General features: G+C 57.0%; 13 protein-coding genes. 8 read left to right on the top strand and 5 right to left on the bottom strand.

Annotation, left to right across the window (positions count from 1 at the left end):
- Positions 1-175 precede the first annotated feature (175 nt).
- The 3 genes from fba to ACR2TX_RS18500 are packed head-to-tail and all read left to right on the top strand — an operon-like array spanning position 176 to position 2,939.
- Positions 176-1,240, top strand: a complete 1,065-nt coding sequence (gene fba, locus ACR2TX_RS18510; protein ID WP_077731055.1) for a class II fructose-bisphosphate aldolase — start codon at positions 176-178, stop codon at positions 1,238-1,240.
- Positions 1,241-1,243: 3 nt separating this feature from the next.
- Positions 1,244-2,023: an HAD-IA family hydrolase gene (locus tag ACR2TX_RS18505; RefSeq protein WP_434130476.1), complete on the top strand. Its 780-nt coding sequence runs from the start codon at positions 1,244-1,246 to the stop codon at positions 2,021-2,023.
- A gap of 37 nt (positions 2,024-2,060) precedes the next feature.
- The gene (locus tag ACR2TX_RS18500; protein WP_086133945.1) at positions 2,061-2,939 is read left to right on the top strand and encodes a phosphoribulokinase; all 879 of its coding nucleotides are present in this window, start codon (positions 2,061-2,063) and stop codon (positions 2,937-2,939) included.
- Between the two features lie 221 nt (positions 2,940-3,160).
- On the opposite strand, the gene ACR2TX_RS18495 is transcribed toward ACR2TX_RS18500, so the two are convergent.
- Positions 3,161-5,485, bottom strand: a complete 2,325-nt coding sequence (locus ACR2TX_RS18495) for a dynamin family protein (RefSeq protein ID WP_077731058.1) — start codon at positions 5,483-5,485, stop codon at positions 3,161-3,163.
- Between the two features lie 338 nt (positions 5,486-5,823).
- Between ACR2TX_RS18495 and ACR2TX_RS18490 the strand changes: the two genes are divergently transcribed.
- A complete protein-coding gene (locus ACR2TX_RS18490; protein WP_434130475.1) occupies positions 5,824-6,513 on the top strand; it encodes a retropepsin-like aspartic protease family protein in 690 nt (229 codons plus the stop codon).
- Between the two features lie 245 nt (positions 6,514-6,758).
- Complete coding sequence (gene gndA / locus ACR2TX_RS18485; protein ID WP_086133947.1) at positions 6,759-8,270, top strand: NADP-dependent phosphogluconate dehydrogenase; 1,512 nt, start codon at positions 6,759-6,761, stop codon at positions 8,268-8,270.
- Positions 8,271-8,572: 302 nt separating this feature from the next.
- On the opposite strand, the gene ACR2TX_RS18480 is transcribed toward gndA, so the two are convergent.
- Entirely contained in the window at positions 8,573-9,967 is a 1,395-nt protein-coding gene (locus tag ACR2TX_RS18480; protein ID WP_434130474.1) for an amidohydrolase family protein, read from the bottom strand.
- 161 nt (positions 9,968-10,128) lie between these two features.
- Here ACR2TX_RS18480 and ACR2TX_RS18475 point away from each other — a divergent pair, with 161 nt between their 5' ends.
- The gene (locus ACR2TX_RS18475; protein ID WP_434130473.1) at positions 10,129-11,340 is read left to right on the top strand and encodes an alpha/beta fold hydrolase; all 1,212 of its coding nucleotides are present in this window, start codon (positions 10,129-10,131) and stop codon (positions 11,338-11,340) included.
- Positions 11,341-11,366: 26 nt separating this feature from the next.
- On the opposite strand, the gene ACR2TX_RS18470 is transcribed toward ACR2TX_RS18475, so the two are convergent.
- The gene (locus ACR2TX_RS18470) at positions 11,367-12,734 is read right to left on the bottom strand and encodes an MFS transporter (protein ID WP_434130472.1); all 1,368 of its coding nucleotides are present in this window, start codon (positions 12,732-12,734) and stop codon (positions 11,367-11,369) included.
- Between the two features lie 176 nt (positions 12,735-12,910).
- On the opposite strand from ACR2TX_RS18470, the gene ACR2TX_RS18465 reads away from it, so the two are divergent.
- Together ACR2TX_RS18465 and ACR2TX_RS18460 are read left to right on the top strand one after the other, a co-directional pair.
- Complete coding sequence (locus ACR2TX_RS18465; RefSeq protein ID WP_434132507.1) at positions 12,911-13,921, top strand: glycosyltransferase family 4 protein; 1,011 nt, start codon at positions 12,911-12,913, stop codon at positions 13,919-13,921.
- A 543-nt stretch (positions 13,922-14,464) separates the two neighbouring features.
- Entirely contained in the window at positions 14,465-15,541 is a 1,077-nt protein-coding gene (locus ACR2TX_RS18460; RefSeq protein ID WP_434130471.1) for a hypothetical protein, read from the top strand.
- 42 nt (positions 15,542-15,583) lie between these two features.
- Here ACR2TX_RS18460 and ACR2TX_RS18455 read toward each other — a convergent pair whose 3' ends face one another.
- Both ACR2TX_RS18455 and ACR2TX_RS18450 read right to left on the bottom strand, forming a co-directional pair.
- On the bottom strand, positions 15,584-16,306 hold the full coding sequence (locus ACR2TX_RS18455) for a DUF3142 domain-containing protein (protein WP_168175551.1): 723 nt from the start codon (positions 16,304-16,306) through the stop codon (positions 15,584-15,586).
- Positions 16,303-18,429, bottom strand: a complete 2,127-nt coding sequence (locus tag ACR2TX_RS18450) for a tetratricopeptide repeat protein (RefSeq protein ID WP_077732686.1) — start codon at positions 18,427-18,429, stop codon at positions 16,303-16,305. Before ACR2TX_RS18450 ends, ACR2TX_RS18455 begins: the two co-directional genes overlap by 4 nt.
- Positions 18,430-18,586 lie beyond the last annotated feature (157 nt).

Below are 18,586 nucleotides of genomic sequence, written 5' to 3'. Positions count from 1 at the left end.
AAAGGGCCTAACTGGCGACGATTTTCAACGGATGCTCCCCTTCGGGCGGACGGTTGCCGAAAGGGAGCATACGCCATCCGGCAGTGCTCGGTTCAAGCAAGTCGCTTGGACGAAATCGTCGGTTGGCTGAATTTCGTCGCTAAGTTGGCGATCAGGAGGCGAGAGGAGTCGATCGATGGCTATCATTTCCTTAAGACAATTGTTGGATCACGCCGCCGAGCACAACTACGGTCTGCCGGCGTTCAATGTCAATAACATGGAGCAGGTCAAGGCCATCATGGAAGCCGCTTCCGCAGTCGACGCTCCGGTGATTCTGCAAGGATCCGCCGGCGCGCGTAGCTATGCGGGCGAGCCGTTTCTGCGCCATCTCGTTCTCGCCGCGGCGGAAATGTACCCGCATATTCCGATCTGCATGCACCAGGATCACGGTGCTTCGCCAGCCGTGTGCATTCGTGCCATTCAGTCCGGGTTCAGTTCGGTGATGATGGATGGTTCCTTGCTGGAAGACATGAAAACGCCTTCCAGCTATGAATACAACGTCGAAACCACCCGCAAGGTCGCCGATATGGCGCATGCGTGCGGCGTTTCCGTCGAGGGTGAATTGGGCTGCCTAGGCTCGTTGGAAACGGGAAAAGCGGGCGAGGAAGATGGCCACGGTGCAGTAGGCGAGTTGGATCATTCTCAGCTGCTGACGGACCCCGACGAAGCTGCCGATTTCGTCAAGAAAACCAAGGTCGACGCCTTGGCCATTGCCATTGGTACGAGCCACGGCGCTTACAAATTTACTCAGAAGCCGACCGGCAAAGTGCTACGCATCGACCGCGTCAAAGAAATCCACGCCAGGATTCCAAACGTCCACTTGGTCATGCACGGCTCCTCCTCGGTACCGGAAGACTGGGCGGCGATGATCAATAACTACGGCGGCGATATCGGCCAGACCTATGGTGTGCCGGTCGAGGAAATCGTAGAAGGTATTCGTCATGGCGTACGCAAGGTGAATATCGATACCGATCTTCGTATCGCGTCGTACGGCGCTATGCGCAAGTACATGGTCGAGGACAAAAAGAACTTCGATCCGCGCAAAGTCTACAAGGAAGCGCAAAAAGCTATGACCAGCATTTGTGCAGCCCGTTACGAAGCATTCGGTGCTGCTGGCCAGGCTTCGAAGATCAAAGTCATCAGTTTGGAAGAGATGAACAAGCGGTACAGCAAGGGAGAATTGGATCCGGTCGTCACTTAGACCGTGTTCAAAGCCCTTATTTTCGACGTGGATGGCACACTGGTGGATACGGAACGCCAAGGTCACCGCGTCGCATTCAATCGAGCTTTCGCCGAAGCTCGTTTGAATTGGGTTTGGGACGAAGCCCTGTATGGCGAGTTATTGACTGTTGCTGGCGGCAAGGAGCGCATCCGCCATTTCATAGCCAGTTATCACCCTGAGATCCCCTGCGGCGAGGGCGAACTAAGCCAATTCATCGAGAACCTGCACGCCGCGAAGACGCGCCATTATATCGACCTGCTGAACAGGGAAGGAATTCCGGCTAGGCCGGGTATCATACGCTTGATCAAGGAAGCCAGGGCCGCAGGATTACGGCTGGCTATCGCGACGACCGCGTCTGCGGGAAACGTCGAAGCCTTGCTGGCGGCGTCTCTCGATACCGACGCACCGGATTGGTTCGAAGTGATCGCTGCAGGCGATATCGTTTCGAACAAGAAACCGGCATCCGATATCTATGAGTACGTGCTGACGAAATTAGGCTTGAAGGCTGAGGATTGCCTTGCATTTGAGGATTCGGAAAACGGCTTGCGAGCGTCGCTCGGAGCTGGCATTCCGACTCTGATTACCGTCAACGACTACACCTCCGGTCAGGATTTTACCGGGGCAGTACTGGTAATAGATCACCTCGGAGAGCCGGAACAGCCTTTGACGTGCCTGAGCGAAGCTCCTTCGGAAGCGTTCAGTCTGGTCGATATTGACGTTCTCAGGCGATTATTTGAACGCTGGACTCGCGAAAAACCATAAAGCAACAATAAACTCGCGGTTCCTTGAGGAGTCCTCCATGTCGAAAAAGCACCCTGTCATTGCCATCACCGGCTCGTCCGGTGCGGGTACGACAACTGTAAAGAAGTCTTTTGAGCACATTTTTTTTCGGCTGGGATTAAAGCCTCTCATGATTGAGGGTGATAGCTTTTATCGATACACCCTCCTCGAAATGCATGAACGAATTACCCAGGCGCAGCAAGAAGGAAAATACTTCAGTCATTTCTCGATTGAGGCCAATATCCTGGACGAGCTGGAAAGGACCTTCAAGATATATGGGGAAACCGGCTCGGCTAAGCGTCGGTACTATATTGGCAGCGAGGAAGAGGGGAAAAAGCACGGCGGCTACCAAGTTGGGACTTTCACACCATGGGAGAAAGCACCTCGTGGGAGCGACCTGATGTTCTACGAGGGGTTACACGGCGCGGTCAAGACCGAGACCATCGATGTCGCGAAATATACCGATCTGCTCGTCGGCGTCGTTCCCATCGTCAATTTGGAATGGATTCAGAAAATCCATCGGGATAACTCTCTGTTTGGCTACAATCCGGAAGACATCACCGATACCATCCTCAGGCGGATGGAGGATTACGTGAAGGTGATTACGCCGCAGTTTTCTCGTACCGATATCAATTTTCAGCGAGTTCCCTTGGTGGATACTTCAAATCCCTTCATCGCGCGCGATATTCCGACGCCGGATGAAAGCGTTGTGATCATCCGCTTCAGAGATCCAACGAAGTTCGACATCGATTTCGAGTATCTGCTGCAGATGATTCATAAGTCCTTCATGTCCCGACACAATTCTATCGTTATTCCCGGGGGGAAAATGGGCCTGGCGATGGAAATCATATTCCGGCCGATCATGGAGCGTCTGATGGACGAGCGTAAAAAAGCGTAAAGGCTGCTGGAATCTTTCTGGATTTATGTAGCATTGGTATGGCGGACGCTACACGTTAAGGTTTCCATGAATAGGTCTACTTGTCGGTAAGGGGTTACCGACCTACGGCGGCTTTCTCCGGTCTACATGTTTGGCGTGCGTCACGCCGCAGCTGCGATGAAAAACAACTCAATAGGAAAATAAAGCAAGCCGACGGAAGACTGATAGTCCGCGGTCTCGGTTCAACTGTCGGCGCTTCTTCGACCTTGGCTGACGGCAGTCGTCACGACCTGATAAGCATCCTTGATCACTTTCTGCTTTTGCAGTTCGGAATTCAATTCGGCGTCGATATCGGTATTGAGCTGTTTCATGATCGTTTTGGCTATCTCGTCCTTGACAGATTCGAAATAGGTCAGCAAATCCTCTTCCAATTCCTCGAAATAGTTTTTTATGCCGCGGCGCGCGAATTTGTTGATTTGACGTTGTTGCTTGCGTGTGTAATCGAGCAAGCCGATCTTATAGCACTCGAGGGCACGATCGATTTCGTCGGATTGACCTGCAGTCACGGGCGATATCGGCTGGGTTTCCGTAAGGGCTCGGTAAATGCTCGTCAGTTTGTCCACCCCTAAAGCCAGCATTTGCTTGACACCCGCGTCAGGTCCGAGCAGGCGCGCGCTCTTTGCGATTTCCAGGGCGCGGTCGGCATTCTTCTGAACTAATTCCACGATGTCTTCTTTGTTCTGGACGGACTCGTCTGCCTCCTTAGCCATAATGGTACGTCCGAGTTCGTCGATGACACCGCCGTACTCGAACAGGAACACGTCACACATGCCCTTCAGCCGGTTAACCATATCGCGGCCGCTCAAACGGTCACTTAGAACGGTAAGCACCTCATCCGGCAGCGCCTCGTTGGAAGAAATCCCGTCTAGCAGGCGCAAGAGATAACGGCGTACGATCTGCTCCTCCAAGAGGTGTTGCAACTGACTGCGGAATGTATGCTGAATGTGAAGGTTTTCCTCGATTTTATGCGGCAGTCGGCTGACGACGCTATGCAGATCCAGGCCTTTGAGCAGTTCGTTCTTCAGCGCTTTGCGATCCAAGGTGTCGATGGCGTTGACGATTTGCTCGCCCAGCTGCTCTCGGTCTTCATCACGCCAGAATACAAATTCCGGCAGTACCTCGGTACGCAGTACCTTGATGTGTTCTTCTACGGTGGTACGAAGGTGCCGCAGGACTTCGTCCTGGCGGCGCGATAATTCGCCGGCGATAAAGGTGCTTTTCATACTGTCATCGCTTTTGTTTTTGTAGTTTTGATACAGCGGTTCCAAGCGTTCCCGCAGTCGCTTGGCCAGATCGACATATTCGCTGCGCGCTTCGTCCAGGAATTCGGCTTTGGCGGTGTGAGCTAAATACTCGAACAGACTGCTGCGGAATGCGGCGAAATTCTTGGCTTCGTCCAGCGACTTGATAAAACCTTCAGCCTCGTTTCGTTCAGGTATTTTGCCGATGGCTTTCTGAAGAGCATCTACATGTTCGCGGATACTGCCGCTCTTTTCCAGGCGGCCTTCCTGAATCAGTTTCAGCAGCAGGTAATTAAGCGCCGATACCCGAAACACACGGTCCTTGGCGATATGAAACCCGTAATGATCGATTTTTTGCGCGAAGTTCGCCAACTCTTCCTTTTTCTGCTGACTGCTCAGCACGTCCCACTGATTGATCGCCCAAAAGGCGCGCTGCAGCACGCGCTTGCGTTGGCTGTGGATTTCGGCCAACAGCTCGATCTCTTCGCCTTCCAGCAGGTGAAACACCTTCATGGCGATGACGAACGCCTTGGCGTCGTTTTCGACGTACGATTTGGTCACCTTGCGGTGGCGAGGATTGACCACGCCTAATCCGGGCAAGTCGACGAGAACGACGTTTTCGGGGATGCTGACATCGGTGAGGAAGACTTCTGCCTGATCTACGAACAGCACGTCCTCGTAATCTTCGGTGACATAGCTCGGCAACTCCGCCAGAGCGATTTCTTTGACCGATCCGTTGAGTTTATTCCAGCCTTCGATCAAGGTTTTCAACTCATCGAAGAATTTTTGCTTGTTGAACGAGCCGAATTGGTTTTTGTACTGTTCGATATCCTTTGCCAATGTGCCCAGCAATTCGCCTTTGCTCAGCTTTCGGTAAGTATCGCTGCTCTTGCGCAACTCCTTGGACAACTCTTCGAGATACAGGTTTTTCAGCTCGTCTCGGGCGCTTTCGTTGAGGTAATGGATAACGGCCCGATTAGCGCGCCCTTTACGGATCAGCGTGGGAATGGCGGTGAAAGACTTAGTTGCCTGGGGCAAGATATCGTCGCCCAGCACGGCGTTGATGATGGTGCTCTTGCCGGCCGAGAATGCACCCAGAAACGCCACCGGAAATTCCGGCGATTTGAGCCGTTCCAACCAAGTGCGCTTGCGGTTGACATAATATTTGAAATCGTCGGTGACTCCTAAATATGGCGCGGCGGCGTCGTAGGCTTCGAACAGGCGTGTGAATGCTTTGACGTAATTGCTGTAATCCGACTCTTTCATCCGTAGGTTTCCTGATTATTTTTAGGTGCCAGCGATATTTTAGGTTTAAGCTGCCGACAGTGGTAAAGGCCGAGCCATAAGACCATGGTCAATTAACGGAATATATTACCATTTATGTTACGCAGACCTTAGCGGCTAAAATCGATCCACTTTCCGCAGCAACGCATTCCGGGAATTTCCGTAAGGTCGCTCCAATGACGGACAAAAAACCCCTGCCTACCATAAGAAGGCGGCTCCAAACGGCGGACGACGAGTTCGGCGTACGGCTTTCCGGATCAACGGACCTGGACCGTGGTCGAAGACGGTTTCAGTGAGAGCATGATTGCATGAGGAAATTCATGGTAAGACGTCTACGCCGGTTTTTCTTAGGAATGCTTCTGATCGGCGCATCACCGACATGGGCCGAAGCGGAAACTCTGCGCATCCAGCTGGAAACGTTAGCGACCGAACACGGATTTGTCGTGCAAGGGCTCGATCGCCTAGGACCCGAATCTGCGCGAAATGCGGCAGGCGACCTGCCGACCCGGCTCAGGATGCTTCTCGAGGATTACAACTACGTCCTCATGAGTGACCGGCCCGGCGCGGTCGAGCGGCTGTTGATCACCAGCGCGAAAACGCCGGCGCAAACGCGTGCCATTAACGCTACCATCAAAACGATGCGGCTCGGCCCCCATCATCAGGTCGAAACGGTGTTGGTAGGACCAAACGGCGTGGCTTTTCCGGTTACTTTGATCGTCGACACCGGAGCCTCGACGCTTGCTTTGCCGGAATCGATGGCCAGCGAACTGGGTTTCGTTCCCGAAGCCCTTCAGCCGGGAGTCAGCCACACCGCGAACGATATTGTGCCGATTAAAGCCGGTATCCTAGAATCGGTTCGGGTGGGGCCCGTTTCGGCTGCAGCCGTGCCGGTCGCTTTTTTTCCGGACGACCGTCTCCGCGGTGCGAAGCTTTTGGGAATGAGCTTTTTGAGCCGTTTCCGCGTGACTTTGGACGAAGCAGAGAATGAACTGATTCTGCTTGCGAAATGACCTCTCTTACGCAGGGTATGGAAGACGTCCCGAGATCCAGCCGAACGGCGGTACGAATTACTAATAGTTAAGAAAGTAAAGCCACAAGTGCCCCCTCTCCCTCTGGAAGAGGGGGGTGAGAGCGATTCGAATAGGGCTTTACTTTCTTTACGCACGGTAATCACTTGCTTGGTTCAAGCAACGACCGGCGTGATTAAATGCCATTTGGAAATTCCGCTCATTATCCAGCAACAAGAGGTGCCATTATGAACAGTGACAGTGCGGACATCGGGCTAATAGGATTAGCGGTCATGGGCCAAAACTTGGCGCTGAACATCGCCGATCACGGCTATTCCATCGCAGTCTACAACCGCAGCTCCGAGAAAACAGCGGAGTTCATGACGCGTTGTCGGCAGAAAGAGCCATCCGGCGAGCGCGTCCTGGGCTTTACCGATCTGAAGGAGTTCACCCAAGCCATTCGGCGTCCCCGCAAGATCATTCTACTGGTCAAGGCAGGCGCACCGACCGATCGCACCATCGAAAGCCTGCTGCCTCACCTCGATCCAGGCGACATCATCGTCGACGGCGGCAATGCGCATTGGCTGGACACCATACGCAGAGACAAGGAATTGACCGCAAAGGGATTTCGGTTTATCGGTTCCGGCGTCTCGGGTGGCGAAACCGGCGCGCGGTTCGGACCTTCTCTAATGCCGGGCGGCAGCCCGAGCGCCTGGGCCGAGCTCGAGCCGATCTGGCGCGCCATCGCCGCTAAGGTCGATCCGCAAAGTGGCGTACCTTTGGAAGGCGCCGCGCCCGGAAAACCGGTGGAGGGCGGCGTACCGTGCACTGCGTATATCGGACCGAACGGAGCCGGGCACTACGTCAAAATGGTGCACAACGGCATCGAGTACATCGATATGCAGTTGATCTGCGAAGCTTATTGGCTGATGAAACATCTGCTTGGGCTGGATGCCGGCGCGATCGGGGAGATCTTCCGCGAGTGGAATGGCGGCGAACTGTCCAGCTATCTCATCGAAATTACCGGGGACATCTTGGGACAGAAGGATCCGGCGGGCCCCGGTTTCCTGGTCGACCAGGTGCTGGATGCAGCCGGCCAGAAAGGCACCGGCATGTGGACGGCCGCCAGCGCATTGGAACTGGGCGCACCGGCAAATTCGATCGCCGAAGCCGTATTCGCCCGTGCGTTGTCGGCCCTGAAGGAGGAGCGGGTCGAAGCCAGTCGATTGCTGAAAGGCCCGGATCTTCAGCCGGCGTCCAATTCGGCAGAGATCATCGATGCGGTCCGGCGCGCGCTGTATTGCTCCAAGATTTGCGCCTATGCTCAGGGCTTTCAGTTGCTGTCGGAAGCACAAAAAGCCTACGAGTGGACGCTCGATTTCGGAACCATCGCGCAGCTTTGGCGGGGCGGCTGCATCATCCGCGCGCGCTTCCTGCAAAAGATCACCGACGCCTACACCCGCAATCCGGGCCTGAAGAACCTGATGCTAGATCCTTATTTCAAGGACGTACTGCATGAAGGGCAAAGCCGCTGGCGGCAGACCGTAACCATCGCCATACAGAACGGCATGCCCGTCCCGGCGTTTAGTTCCGCACTGGCTTATTTCGACGGCTACCGGAGCGCCCGGCTCCCCGCCAATTTGTTGCAGGCGCAGCGCGATTATTTTGGCGCCCATACTTATGAGCGGACCGATCAGCCACGAGGCAAGTTCTTTCATCTCGACTGGCCGACGCCCGATCGTCCTCAGATAGAGGTCTAAACGGAAGATTTTCGGCTTCTGTTTTCGATTCGGGAGCCCTGGAGCAGCCGATACGACCAGCACAACCGACGTGCCATCCGACGGGTTAATGCTGAAATCAAACGGCTGACCGACCCGTCGGCTGACCCTGGTTCGATGGCTCTACAGCATTTTACAGTTTGGGTTAGCAGCCTCCTGGCTGTAGTAGGTCGGGAATCCTTTCCCGACATAGCGGGCCGATAAATGGCTTGGTCGGCAAAGGATTGCCGATCTGCGGCTCAAAGTCGCCCGTACGCGCGCATTCCGCATGGAAGATAATTGAGTTACGGCTCGAGAGCATCTTGAATTCGGTTAGCCGCATTCTGCGCGGCTTCTATAACCTTCGCCGGGTTTACGCCGAGTATTTTCCCGTTATTCTTCAGCACTTGCCCTCCCACGAAGACCCATTCCACATTTCGAGGTTGGCCGTTGAACACGATTTGGCTAACCCAATCCCCACGTGGGGCAAAATTGAATTTCTCCGGATCGAGGATGATCAAGTCGGCCTGTTTGCCAGGCGTCAACGAGCCCACACGGTCGGACATATCGAGCAGCTTCGCCCCGTCCACGGTGGCCATGCGCAATGCGTCCGAGACCGTTGGATACACGTCGGGTCGAAGCGTCCTGGCGCGCTGCAGTCCTACCGCCGCCCGCATGTTATTGAACATGTCACTGGTGTCGTTCGTTCCCCCGTCCAGGCCGAGACCCACCTGAACGCCGGCTTGCTTTAGCTCCGGAAGGCGAATCACACCCGATGCCAAGCGCATATTACTGATCGGGTTGTGGAGAACGCGCACCTCCTGGGCTGCGAGTATCCCGATTTCCTCGTCGGTGAGGTGGATTGCGTGTGCACCCAGGAGATCCGGGCCGAGGGCGCCCGACTCCGCGAGTACGTCGAACATGTTTTCGTCGCGGTCCTCGATATTTTCCAACAGGTGCACATGATGTTTTACGCCCAATTCCTTGGCCAGCTTCGCCATCGCTTTAACGTCGTCACGTGATGCCTCAGCCGGGTGGGATGCAACCTGAAAACTCGCCTTGGGATTGGGATCGATCAGGGTCTGCTTGACCAATCTTATATGGGCGATCACGGCAGGATCGTCGCGTCCGAAATACGCAAACACGAAACGCAGCCCTGATTCGGTCAGCGCCTGGAGTTCTCCCCGAACGAATTCCGGCGTAAAGGCGTGGGACCATTCGACGGTGGTGGTGACTCCGGTGTCGATCAGGTCCAGCGTACTCAGCCGTACGCCGGCATAGGCCTCCGAGCGCGATACGGTAATTTGCGGGTCGAACAAGGGAAGCACACAGGCATCCAGCCAACCCATGAGGTCCTGGTCTGTGCCGCAGCCCCGAATGAGCGACTGCCACAGATGATTGTGCACATCGACAAAGCCCGGCATGACGATCATCCCGGTGGCGTCCACGACACGCGCCCCGGTACTTCGCAGATGCTTGCCGACCGCCGCGATCTTGTCTTTTTCGATCAGAATATCGGCGTTCTCCACGATCCCCAAATCGCCCGCGCCAACCGAGGAATCCATGGTCAAGATGAGGGAGGCATTTCGAATCAGCGTTTTGGCGGATTCGGCCAAAGACACCGAACAGAAGAGGACTGCCCAAGCGATCAGGAAAAAGGCGATGATCGCCGGACGACAGAGGCGGACGTTTTCGATCATGAATCGATCTCCTGAGCAGAAAAGCGAATCGCGCCGTGATCAGGCTACGCTCGGAAAAAGCGATTGTCACGGTCCAAGCAGGTACTCTCGTCGCTCAGGCATCACTGCCACGACTGCAATGCGCGCAAACATACCCTTGGCTACCCTTCGGATATACCATTGTGAAGTTGATTCTCATCCTGGTTTTGTCCATGTCGTGCGGTTGCGCTCACCGGCAGTTCGTCACCCAACCCTATCCCCGATGGGGGCAGGAGGTATGGCTGTCCAGAAATGACCGCGACAGCCCGTTGCCGATGCGCGTCCAAATGCCGCCACGACCCGCGGTCGCTCCGGCCTGTATCCTGATCGTCCACGGCATGAACGAATACATCGGCCGCTACGACGAGATCGCCGCCTATTTTGCGAGGCGTTTCATCGTGGCGGGTTTCGATCTTTACGCTCACGGCTTGTCCAATCCGAGCCTGTTGGCCGCCGACCGGGCCATTACTGGCGGGGCTTCCGAGTTCGACGTCAGCGATGCCTATTTGGCGCAGGCGAGCTTGCGCAATCTGGAGCCGATGCGGCGAGACTTGGATCAAGTGCTGCGGCGCCTGATCGAGGTCTGCGATCAGCGCGGCAAACCGGGTCTTCCGATTTTCATCCTTTCCCACAGCCTGGGTTCGTTGATCTCCGCGTCTTATCTGCTCGAACAAGCGCCGGGGGACGATTTACGATCCCGGATACAAGGCATCGTATTCCTAGGCCCCGCCTTTTCGGTGACCGAGGTTCCGGGCTGGCGCGGCTATTTTCAAACGCCGGTCGTGAAGCTGTCCTTTTACGCCGAGGAGCATTTTCTTCGTTCTCATGGCGAGCTGCTTCCGTTGCTGATTGCCAACCAGGCATTGGCGCTCGTTACCGTCCCTTTGCTGGACGGACTGTTCGAGGTGCTGTCGTGGCCGGGCCTGCGGCATATCTTTTCCCCCACGACACCGGGTTGGGTACCGGATTACTTGAGCGACTGGGAAGACGAGAGGGCACGCCACCGCGCCGACGCCTATATCATCCGCCGCAGCATCCTGCGCTACGTGAAGGGCGTCGAAGGGGAGATCGTTCGTTTCAGGCGAGAGATGGCGGGGTTTGCCACCCCTTATTTCCTCGTTTATTCCGCCGGCGATCCGATCACGCCGGCCTGGGGCAGTCACGATTTTGCCGGCAAGACCTTCGATAAGCACCCGGATAACCAAATCCTGCCGCTCATCGATAAGGTTCACCACGAACAACTGTTTTCCGCGCCGCCATTGCGTCACGAACTGCTCAGGAAAATCGAGGGATGGCTGGATCGCCGTCTTAGCTCCATAAACCAAGTTGCTGCCGAGAGAGCGAGCGCGCGATGATCCCATGAGCGTGTTAAAGAGGCGACTTAGGCCGCCCCGCCTATGTCCGATTTGAAAACGCCGGCTCGCCGCGCAGCGATTTGTTCCCGTAGCGCCCGCTGTCGAATACGGTCTATCGGGAAATTCCACATGATCGGCAGCCCCGACACGATGATCAGGCACGGCAGCCAGCCGTAAATCACCAATAGCCATTTTTTCGCTTCGGCGGATTGAGCGGGGGCGGACGGCTCGAAACTGAAGGCGGCAGGGAGGGCGGTGCCCAAGAGAACCCCCAGGGCGACGGCCAGTTTGATGGCTATGCCCCATACCGCGAAAAAGAGGCCCGTCCGTTGCCGGCCCGACGCGACGATGTCGTGATCGACCACATCGGCAGCGATAGAGTTCGCCAACATGAAAATCGAAGCCAGGCTTGCGCCTCTCAATATGATCAAGGTCACATAGAGCACCGTATCGCCCCGATCGACCCAGGGAAACCCCAAGCTCCACAATCCGATCCAAAGCGCGGCGAGAATGATCGCGCGATGTTTGCCGATGCGATTCGCGATACCCATCCAAACCGGCACCATGGCAAGCGAGACGAGGTTTTCGGCAAGGATCATCGTGGCGAAGATGTCGGGGCGGCCGACCACATGGGTCAATACCAGTCGATGCAGCGTGGCTTGAATCAGGACCGCCGTACCCAGCAGCAGCAAGGTAATCAAGGTCCGCATGAAAGCCTGATTGCGCAATACCAGCCGGAGCCCCGCCCAACCGCCGAGGCGTTCGCCCGCCAGTTCCTCAGACGGAAATTCCGGCACTTTGGTCAGCGCTACGGTCACCAGCGGCGGTAAACTGACAACGATGATGATGGCGATAACCCAGAGCTGATCGCGGCTTTCCACGTACCCCAGATAATCCAAGACGGATAGCACACCTAGGAACAATATCTGGCCCAGCGCGCCTAATCCTTCGCGCCAAGCCGCTACATGCGTACGCTCGGTGTAGTCCGCCGAGAGTTCGGCGCCCCATGCCTTGTGGGGCAGATCCACCAGGGTGAAGGCGAAGAAGAGCAGGCTCGCCCAGACAAACAGATAGAGCAGCGAAACCTTGCCGGCCGGTGCGAAGATCATCCAGGCGGACAGCATCAGGAGCGGCGTCCCGATGGCAATCCAAGGCTTGCGGCGGCCCCATCGCGTCTTGAGGCGGTCGCTCAAAATTCCGATGAGGGGATCGCTGACCATATCCAGCGCCCGCGACGCGGCGATCGCCATGCCTACCCCGGCGAGCGGCAAAGCCATGTCATCGGCGTAAAAGGCGGGAACGAAGAGCGCCACCGGCAAGGTCGCCACCGCATGCGTGAGATGCGGCGCCGCATAGTACAGCATGATCTTGTGGTGAAGCGGCGGTCTGTCCATGATATTGCGGAAAGACAATAATCCCGGAGTCTACCCGCCTTGCTGACGATTTCAATGCTGGAAAGCGGTCCGGTTTCCAGTGGTCTCTTTAAACCAGGCGGCCGCATTTCATTCGTATGCCGGCACCGCCCGAAAAATCGACGGTGCGCTTCGCCGATCATGCCCAGGAGGAAGTTTTGCGGATTATCGTGATCAGCGATGCCTGGCATCCTCAAATCAACGGCGTCGTCACGACCTTGACGAATACCCGTCGCGCGCTGGAAAAGTCGGGACACACGGTCGAAATCATCACGCCCGATCGGTTTCGAACCTGGCCGTGTCCCGGTTACCCCGCTGTGGGGCTGTCCTTCCTGTGCGGCCCCCGTCTTCGGCCTCTGATCGAAGCCTTCAAGCCGGACGCGATGCATATAGCCACCGAAGGGCCGATCGGCTTCGCGGCTCGCCGTTACTGCCGCGCGAAAGGATTTCCGTATACAACGTCCTACCATAGTCATTTTCACGAATATCTGAAGCTCCGGGCCGGCATACCCTATTGCGTGAGCTGGACGTATCTCCGCTGGTTCCACAGCCGAAGCCATCGGGTCATGGTCGCAACGGAATCTCTCGCGAACGAGTTGGCCTCTAAGGGTTTTCGCAGGCTGGTGCGCTGGTCGCGGGGTGTCGACACAGAACTCTTTCGGCCCTGGGGAAAGGATTTTCTCGGGGACGAGCGCCCGATATTTCTGTACGCCGGCCGTGTCGCCATCGAAAAGAACATCGAGGCCTTTCTCCGCCTCGATCTGCCTGGCACCCGATACGTCGTCGGCGACGGGCCGCAACGAAAAGAGCTGGAAATGAAATATCCCGAGGTCCGCTTCGTGCGCTATCGGACCGGAGAGCCATTAGCCCGCTACATGGCGGCGGCGGACGTCCTGGTATTTCCCAGCCGGACCGATACCTTCGGCTTGGTGATGCTGGAGGCGCTCGCCTGCGGCGTTCCGGTCGCCGCCTATCCGTTGCGGGGCACACGGGACGTGATCCGGGACGACCGCGTGGGTGTCTTGGACAACGATCTCCGGCACGCTGCCCTTACAGCCTTGTCGCTCGATCCGCAGGAGTGCCGGAGTTACGCACGGGAATTTTCTTGGGACGCGTGTACCCGGCAGTTCGTTGAAAACTTGGTCCCGATGGCGATGAGAACCGATTGAATTCGACGCGGCTACAAAGCCATCCCTCACTTTTCGCCGTTTTCAAAAACGCAACGGACTTTTTGTCTCCTTGAGCGAGACACTCCGCACCGTATGGGTCTAACTCATCATCCTAGAAACGGCAGTTGACCGCTTAGATGGAGTGGAAAAGCCTTGTGGATTCTGACCGTTCCACCTTCTACCGATTTCACCACTTGGGTGAAGTCGCTACACACCCGATTGCACGGCTGGCGAGCCGTCTGGCGGTGTTGCTCCTCCTTGTGGGGGGCGGCCCCACGGTGTCGTCGCGCCTTGCCATCCAGCCCGCCAGCCGCACACTCGGACGCGTCCAACTGGCGTTTCTAGGATCATCGTTTGCGCATGACTGAGCCGCACAAGGCCTGAAGGGCGCAGTAGTTCGCCTGCAATCGATGACTGGCGAAACCGTCGCGGAACATCTGCACCGTTCATGGCTAGCTTTGGCGCACGCGGCTAAACGCATCGCGCCAGGCTGAGAGGCAAAGGATGTGTGAGTTATATCTCGCTTAACATGGAGGACAGGATATGACTGCAAACGGCCAAAGGAACATCGCGTTTTCTCTCGGAGGGATAGGCGGCTCAAACGCCCATGGGGCCGGCTTCCTGCACGCCGCCCAAAAGGAAGGGAAAACCCCGACGCAGCTTTCCTGCACGTCCGGCATGATTTACTGGACCTGGCGCTGGCTGGAAGGGCACGACCTCGAACAGGAATTCAAGAACTCGGCCGATGATACCCGTTCGGAGATATGGCGCCAGCTGCCGCCATCCATGCTCCGATCGTGGCTGGCTTATCTGTATGGCGGCGAGGGCGTGTTCCGGCCGGCGATTCCGGAATATTTCACGCGCCTTTTCTCCCGATGGTATCGGACTCCCCCGGAACGGTGGTGCGATCTCTGGTTTCCCGCGCAACTCCTGGTGCCGACACGCTCCGAGGAGATTTATCACCAAATCGCAGAGGCGTTCAACGCCAGCGATATCGCGATTTTCTTCAATAGCTTCAGCCCGCGTTTAGGGACCGAGCACCTTCACATGAACACCGCCGCGTGGGAGGCGTACCGCGCGGTCCAGCAGGAGCGCCGGGAGAAGCGCCCAGACGATGCGCACACGCAGGAGATGCGGAAGAGCGGTGATCTGCCGTCGGTCAAGGCGGAAAAAATCACGCCGCACGCGGTTCGGGATGCGCTCTGGCTCAGCCTTTACGGGTTCGAGCGCGATGGAAAGCCTCAAGAGCGCATCGACGGCGCCTATGCCCGCCAGTTCATTCTGTCGGAGTTGAGCGCCGCCCATGTGATCTATATCCCGCGGCCCCAGCGGTATCAATGGGTGGGCGAGTTGCCGGAAAGCTTTATCGAGGTTCAGGACCTGGAGACGGAGCTTTGGTTCAACGGCGCCTATGCCCAGCAACTCGCCCGCATCGAGTTGGTCAACCGTCTGTTGCGCAACGAACGACTGAAAGGCGCTCTGGAGGAGCAAGGCTTCCACGAGATCGAGCTCGTTCCCATCGAGATTCCGGTGCAGCGTGGCTTCTTCAACTACTTCATCGAGGACACGAGCGTCTTCTATCATGCCGTCGAGCAATCGGCTCTGGCCTTGCGGGATTAATCGGCTGCGATCAGGATGATTCTGACGCCTACCTATCTCACGCTACCGCTTTGCATCGGGCAGCAGGAAAATCACCGTTCCTCGATACGCCGGATGTTTCCTGACTGCGGCCAAAGCGTCCGGATCGTACTGGCCGTGCTCGACGAGGCCGAGTTTGAAGGGCACAGACAGCCCTCGGGCGAATAGGCGCTCGAAATAGCGTCGGTGGTCTTTTATCGGCCCTTTTCCTTGATAAGCCTGGAACACGATCTCATCCACCACGCCTTGCAGGGCATTCAGATCCTCAAGCTTCCCCTGGCTTGCCCAATCCATCAGGCCCGTTACGCTCAGGCGATAACGGGCCGGCAGACGGGCTCTGACCTGCCCGAGCAGTTCCCCGTAACGGTCGAGATTTCGGGTACGGGCATCGAAATCGATCTGGATTCCCCAGACCTGGTTACGTTTTGCCTCGAACGCGGCGAGATCGCGTTCCACCTGCCGTTGCAGCGGCTCCGGCCATTCCATGGCTTCGAGGCGGTACACCAGAACGACGGGGTGAGGCGATGCGGTTGGGGGAGGGAAGCCGCGGCGCTGGAAAAGCGTATCGCCGCCGCGCACCAGAAGCTCGCCCTCGAACAGATAGAGTCTGCCGGCGTCGTCCAGTATCCGCGCAAGATGCACGTTCGGATGCCAGGCCCAGTAGTCAACAGCGGCGCGCGCGCTGCCGAACCACGACGCACAGCCGGCCAGAACGATTGCCGCCCAGGCGCGAAGCCGCCGCCTCACCAATAATATTTCTGCCCCGTGGCCCAAGGCGAATTCTTGTATTGGGTTTTCAGCCGCTTGAACCATGCCGCCCGTTGCGCTTTGGGAATGTCCTGATCGCCGCAATGATTATTGCCCGACGAAGCGAAGCAGGTAGTGGCCCGATGCAGGGCATAGGCCAGGTCGTCATCCGTTCGCGCCAGGCCACGCCGTTCGATGGTTTCGCGGTAATAATCCATGCTGGTGTAGGTCTTCCCGCCGAAGGCATCCTCGGCCGGCGTGGCCGGCAGTCCGTAGTCGCCCGGTTCATGCCAGCGATGGAGATCGAAATCGACGGGATCTGCGTCGGCGATGACCGGAGCAGGGGCATTCCAATTCCAAGTGCGGAGAAAATCCCCCATGCAGTTAAGCCAGCGTCCCGAATCCGGCGTCTTTTGCAGGGCGGCGAGCAGTTCCCTGAACGCGGGACAGGTATAGCCTTCCTTCTCTCCCTCGGATGACAGCGGCGCCAACGTGTCTCCGGCCAATGCGAATTCGGTGGGCGGATAAGCGGCCAATATCAGCTCGGCTGCGGCGAAGTCGCGGTGCCGCACCCATTGGCTGACCAGCCTGAAATAGGCGAGCGATTTTGTACGGGGCGGCAGATCATCCCGCTTGAGGAGGCTTTCCAATAAGGGCGGTTTGGCCTTGTGAATAAAGTAATCCTGAACTTCGGGGAGGGCGACAGGGGAATCCTTGGCATAAACACTGTCCAATCGGCCGGTTTCGTTCCAGGTCAAGGCCAACAGCCATTGCGCCTGTATTTTTTGCCCCGGATGTTCAACGGTTTTCAGCGTTTCCAGCCAATGGCTTTCGGCTTCCGGAAATTGCCGCAGCGCCATTAGGGAAAGTCCCCGCAATACCCAGCGGCTGTAGGCCAGGTTCGAAGGCTTTGCCGCGATGCGCTCGGATGCGGTCTGCCGGATCAGCTCCGGATAATTCTTTTCCATCCAAAATGCATGCGCCAAGGCGAGGTAGGACCAGAGCGGTTCGAGCCCGGCGTTGGCGAAGTCGCCCCGATGCGCCGCGAGCATTTCGACATCCACCGGAGGCACCGACGGCTCGCCTTCGTTCTGCGGCCGCCAGGAGGCAAGCGTGCCGAGACTTGCAAGAACCGGCGAAGGCCAGAGGGCATCAACGATGTTCCCCGCCGGATCGGCCTTGCGTTCGGTTTCGTCGATGAAATCCAGGACGGTTTCGCTCGTCGTGCCGTTACCCATCGTCGCCAGCCAGGCTTGATAATCCGCGGCCAGCGCCGCGTTGTCCGCCGCCAGCCAATGAATTTTCCGAAACAAGCCCTTGGCGGATTCGGCATAACGTCCTTTCGGATACGTCTTCAGATAATCGCCGAAGGCGGAGGCCGCCTGGTCCAAAAACGCCTTGTCGATGTTCTCGGCACTCGGTTCGCTCCACATATCGAATCGGATTTGCGCCTGGTTCAAAGCCACCCGTCCCAACATGTAAAGCGAAGCTTCTCGCACCCAGTCCGGCGCGTCGGTCGCGAGGGCCTTGAATTGGGCTAGCGCCGGCTCATATCGGCCGGCGTAGAAGTTCGCCGCCGCTTCGAGATAATGGGCATAGGGCTTGGCCGCCTCCGATACCGGAAGCGGCTGATGACCTTCCATCGCTTTCTCGCACAAGCCTGCAAATCGCAAGCGCTCCTGAGCCAGCAGCATCCCGTCCTGGCCGGGCAGGGTAGCGTTCTTGAGCTCCTTGAGAAACGCCTCGACGGCTTGAACATTGTCGGTCAGGCAGCGCCCATAACCGCTTGCCGCCAAGCGCTGCAAATCGCTCGCAACGCTGTCGCCGCCGACAACACCGAGATCGGCTGCTAGGGAAGTCACGGTGTTTTCAGATTCCGCCGCGGCGGGATTCGCCGGCTCCATGAACTCGCCGTAATGAAACGGCATGGCCTTCGGCCGGTAATGAACGACGCCCTGATCTTCGAGCAATAATCCCAGGTTACCGCGGCTATCGTTGTCGGGCGCAAGAAAATAGGCATTGGGAAACTCGCCGCACCAGAAATCGCACCCATCGCCCGATGCCAGCGCGACGGCGGAAGCGAAAGAGAGTGGAAAAATCAGAAATTTAGCTGACAGCTTCATTCGGCTCATCCTCGAATGATCAGAACGAAACTTCCCCCTAAAATCGCCGCTGTGGCGGGTTGGCTCGTTTTTCATTCTTATTCTCAGGGTTGGGTTTATCGATATTGAAACTTCTATCGACAAATTCTAGGTAAGCCTTCGAAATCTACATACTTTG

The sequence above is a fragment of the Methylocaldum sp. GT1BB genome (assembly GCF_051027545.1).
In the GTDB taxonomy this organism is placed as follows: domain Bacteria; phylum Pseudomonadota; class Gammaproteobacteria; order Methylococcales; family Methylococcaceae; genus Methylocaldum.
The sequence above is the reverse complement of the archived record's forward strand: the minus strand, read 5'-3'. Positions and strand labels throughout refer to the sequence as shown.